Consider the following 4,633-nt stretch of genomic DNA (forward strand, 5'->3'; position numbering starts at 1 on the left):
GGTCAAAGTTAGTCGGACGATCAATTATATCTATCGAACAGGCTCTAAAGCCGGGCAACCAGTAGTACCAAAGGATAAAATCGTAAAAGTCTTTGTACCGACCTACACGATCGATCAAGTGACTAAACAAGAAGTTGGTACACCGACATGGAGTCCAGATAAGATCGAGTTAGAGCAGATATCAAGTCCAAGCATTGCAGGTTATACACCGGATAAGCAGTTCGTGGAAGGTGCGTTTATCACGCCAACAAGTGATGATATCGAGGAAACAGTCTACTATGATGCCGAGATCCAAAATGTAACGTATACGATCATCGATAATACTGAAGATAAGGTATTAGTTGCTGATGAAGTGTTGACGCGAGGTGAAAGTGGCACAAGTCTAACTGTAACTTCATTACAAAAGTATCAACAGATCATCGAAGCATATCGCCAAAAGGGATATGAGATCGTAGAACATGATATTTTACCAGCAAGCTTTGATTCTGACAGTACAGTTGATCAAAATGTTCAAATAAGAGTGGTGCATGGTATGTTTACACGAGTAGGTGCAGACAAACAAGTGACCCAGACGATCAATTATGTTTACGGTAATGGGCCAGCAAAAGCAACGCCAGCAGCACCAAGCTATACGAAGACATATACCTTCACTTCCGAAGAAACAGTGGATAAAGTGACCGGAAAAGTCGTGCGGACAGATTGGAGCCCAGCTCAAAGTACAAGTGTAGTGGAAAGTCCATCTATCACAGGATATGTAGCTGACAAGACCGAAGTATCAGCAGTTCAAGTCGAGTATGATACAGCAGATATGGAAGAAACGATCAGTTATTATGCTGGAGAGCAGTTAGTAAATATTCACTATATCGACATCAATGGAAAAGATATCACGACAGATATTTTACCAAGTGATGGAACAGAGATCGCGCAGTTTGCCCAACATCTGACAGGTGAGGCTGGAGCAGATTATACCAACCAATTGCGTGATTATTTAGTAGCAGGTTATGAGTTAGTTTATGCACAAAAAGAAGCAACAGCAGGGACATTTGATGAAGATCCAGGTAAGGTCCAGGACTATTATGTCTACTTGAAACACGGGACTGAGACCCTTGTAGGGACGCCAGTCACGATAAATGATACGATCAACTATATCTACGGTAACGGACCGCATGCAGGTGAACCAGTAGTTACAGCTAGTGTGATCACACGGACATTTATTCCGACATATACAGTGGATAAAGTGACCGGTGAGACGATCGAAACGGTCTGGAGTGGAGATGGGACGATCGATCCAAGTGTTGTACCAACGATCGCAGGCTATACACCAGATAGACTAGTGATCGCTGGTCGAGTCTTAACTCCTGATATGCAAGATCAAAGTCAAACTGTCTATTACACGATGACAGAAGAGCCGGTAACACCAGATAAGGTAGTTGAAAGAACAGTTCGCAAGACACATGTTGAAAAGCAGGCTGAAAAACGAGCAGCAAGTTTTGAAACAGGTCAGAAATATGATGAGATGCAGATAGTAAATCGTGAAGTTGTCGAAGAATTGCCACAAACAGGTGATGAAAAGGACAAAGCTTCATTGATACTAGGATTAGGTCTTTTGAGTGGAGCAACACTACTTGGAACGACAGAGCTAGGTCAAAGACGACGTAAAAAGAAGAGAGACTAGTTCAATAAGATAAATATTTAAAGGATGACGGGTGGGATAGAGGAATTTATTGAGCTAGCGGAATAAATAAAAGGGTGTGAAATATCAGTGAAAAGATATAAATACAATCAGTTACGTAAAGCCCAGCAAGAAAAACTCTATTACAAGATGTATAAGGCGGGGAAAAACTGGGTCGTTATGGGGTTGACGGTTGTTGGTATGGGAATTTTATTCCCATCATTAGCCAAGGCAGATGACCAAGAAGAAACATTGAATACTGAAGTTGTCCAAGAAGATCCACCATCAGATCAAGGAATGGATAACATAGAAAGCGAATTGCGCCAGCTAGGACCAGAAGAAGTAACTGAGACTGATAAACAGGTCCCAAATAACATTTCTGTTGAAGCAGAACAAGCAAATGAAAACACAAATGAAACTGTAGCAGAACAAGCAAATGAAAATACGAGTGAAACTGTGGCAGATAATGATCAAGTGGTCACGACTGATCTTTCAGCTGATGCGCAAGTTGAGACAGTTTCACAAGAAACACCACAAATTGAACAAAATACACCTAGATCGGCATTTAGAAGTGTTGATATGCGAGCAGCCCAAGAGGAAAGTGACGTACCCAAAGCAACTACTGAGCAAGAGCTAAAAAGATATCTTGAATCAGGGTTAATGGCAAAAAATAGTTTAACAACACCGATCTTATCTAATCCGACATATTCGTCGGCTACATCAGAAGATACATTTACTGAAGAGATGTTGTCTAGAGCACCGCACCCGATCAAATCCAAGGTGCGAGCCTTATCGTATTATGCGGTGTATTATCCATTTGTAAAGAAATTACAAGCAGCTTATCAAGCTAAAGACTTCAAAGAAGTGATGAACAATATAGCATTGATAAATGCCTTTAAAAAGCTAGAAAGAGCAGAATTCAAGACAGGCTATAAAGAAACGGATAACTATAAGGCTGACGCAGCTTTAAGGGAATTTGAAAGATCAGCAGCTGTGATCATTAGTATGGATCAAGACGGGCATATAATCACCGAATCAGGTTCAGGTGATAAGCCGATCTACGGGCATATCACAGGAAGTGGTAAGGTGTATGATCTAACTAATGGCAACGAGTATGCAGCGGGGAGCTTTTCTGCGCAAAGTGGGACAGCATCAGCAAAAGTCGAGTATCAAGTCGGGAAAAATGGTGCTCAAGATTACAACGATTATGATGGTAATATAGCAGATAAGATCAATAATAGACCTGAAGCTAAGTTAGGCCAATATGATTATGTTGGGACGGACTACTATTACGCTAATGCTGCGCACGATCTGATCAAATACAATGATAATGATCCCAAAAAGGATAAATTTGCAGTTACGAAGATGGATGATCTGGAAAATGCAACGCCAGATGATTATACGATCACATTGGTCGTAAATCGCTATCGGAAAGCAAACACAACGGTTGAAGAAGCACAAACTACGATCACATACAAGGATGATAGTGGAATTAATGTCACGCCAAAGACACAGGTGAAAGTAGCGGGAAGTGTTGGTAGTGATGTAGCGATCCCAACAGCTCCAGAAGTTTCAGGCTATAACTTAAAAGAGATCAAGTTCAATGGTGCAGTCAAGCATACAGGCGATAAAGTAACGTTGAGCAAGTCTAATACCCTTGAGTACGTTTACAAAAAGATGGCTGAAATAGCCACAACAAATATCAGTTATAAAGCTGGTACTCAAGAATTGCAACCAACAAGACCAGTGATCTTATCAGGAGAAGTGGGGTCAAGTGTAGCGATCCCAGTAGCCCCAGAAGTTTCAGGCTATAACTTAAAAGAGATCAAGTTCAATGGTGTTACTAAAGCTGCTGGCACCCAAGTAACGTTAGCTAAGACTAATACGTTAGAATATATTTATGATAAAAATGCAGTTTCAGCTCAAGTCACGATAAGTTATCGTGCAGGAGATAAAGTGTTAGTTCCTACTACACCAGTGACATTGAGTGGGAACGTGGGCGACAGTGTAAAGATCCCAGCAGCCCCAGTGATCACAAATTATCATTTTGTGGGGGCGACGATCGATGGGGAACGTATCGATCCAGGAATGAACACAGTCTTAGGTGCTACGAATGAATTGATCTATAAGTATGCTGAAGATGCTAAGCCTGCGCGAACAACAGTGACGTATAAGGATACAAAAGGCAATGTTCTCAATGTCAGTGAGCCAGTTAGTTTAGCGGGCAATGTAGGTGCAAATGTGACTTTACCGGCAGCACCAACGATCTCGGGCTATACGCTAGATAGTATCGTCTTTAATCAAGTACCGCGTAAAGTAGGTAACACAGTTAGTTTGGCAGCTGAGAATACATTAGAATATATTTATCTCAAGGATCCTGTAGTAGCGAATATTACAGTAAGTTATCGTGCGGGAGAAAATGTGCTGACACCAACGAATGAGGTAAAATTCAGTGGTAACATTGATGAAGAAGTTAGGGTACCGCTTGCGCCTGATGTGAGAGGTTATCGATTTACGCAAGCTACCTTTAATGGAAGGGAAATATTACCTAACGCGTCTGTAACGTTGGCAGAAAATAATACTTTGATCTATAACTATGAAAGATTAAAGATCCCAGCAAAGGTCACCTTTAAATATGTCAACGAAGCAGGACAAACTGTTAATCCTCTTGGAGTAGCAATATTAAATGGCAATATAGGTGATACAGTTAAGTTAGGTAACGCACCAATGTTATTAAAACATCAACTAAAAGAGATCAGATTCAATGGTGCTGTTAAAGCATTGGGAGATAGTGTGACCTTAGAGCCAGAGAATACAGTGACTTATGTATACATGGCAAAAGAGGAAAAACCAGCAAAGGTCACTGTTAGTTACAAAGATGATCAAGGGAATAATGTAGCACCAAACACCCAAGTTGCAGTTAGAGGTAATGTTGGTGCTAAAGTGAATCTACCCCAAGCA

At 41.0% G+C, this 4,633-nt stretch carries 2 protein-coding genes; both read left to right on the forward strand.

What is annotated here, in order from left to right; translation table 11 throughout:
* On the forward strand, window positions 1-1,675 hold a 1,675-nt coding region (locus LMU01S_RS09535; RefSeq protein ID WP_156470414.1), incomplete at its 5' end, for a mucin-binding protein.
* Between the two features lie 87 nt (window positions 1,676-1,762).
* A partial coding sequence (locus LMU01S_RS09540; protein WP_169795912.1) for a MucBP domain-containing protein occupies window positions 1,763-4,633 on the forward strand: 2,871 nt, incomplete at its 3' end.

Origin of the sequence: Ligilactobacillus murinus DSM 20452 = NBRC 14221 (assembly GCF_001591685.1) — a bacterium.
GTDB lineage: Bacteria > Bacillota > Bacilli > Lactobacillales > Lactobacillaceae > Ligilactobacillus > Ligilactobacillus murinus.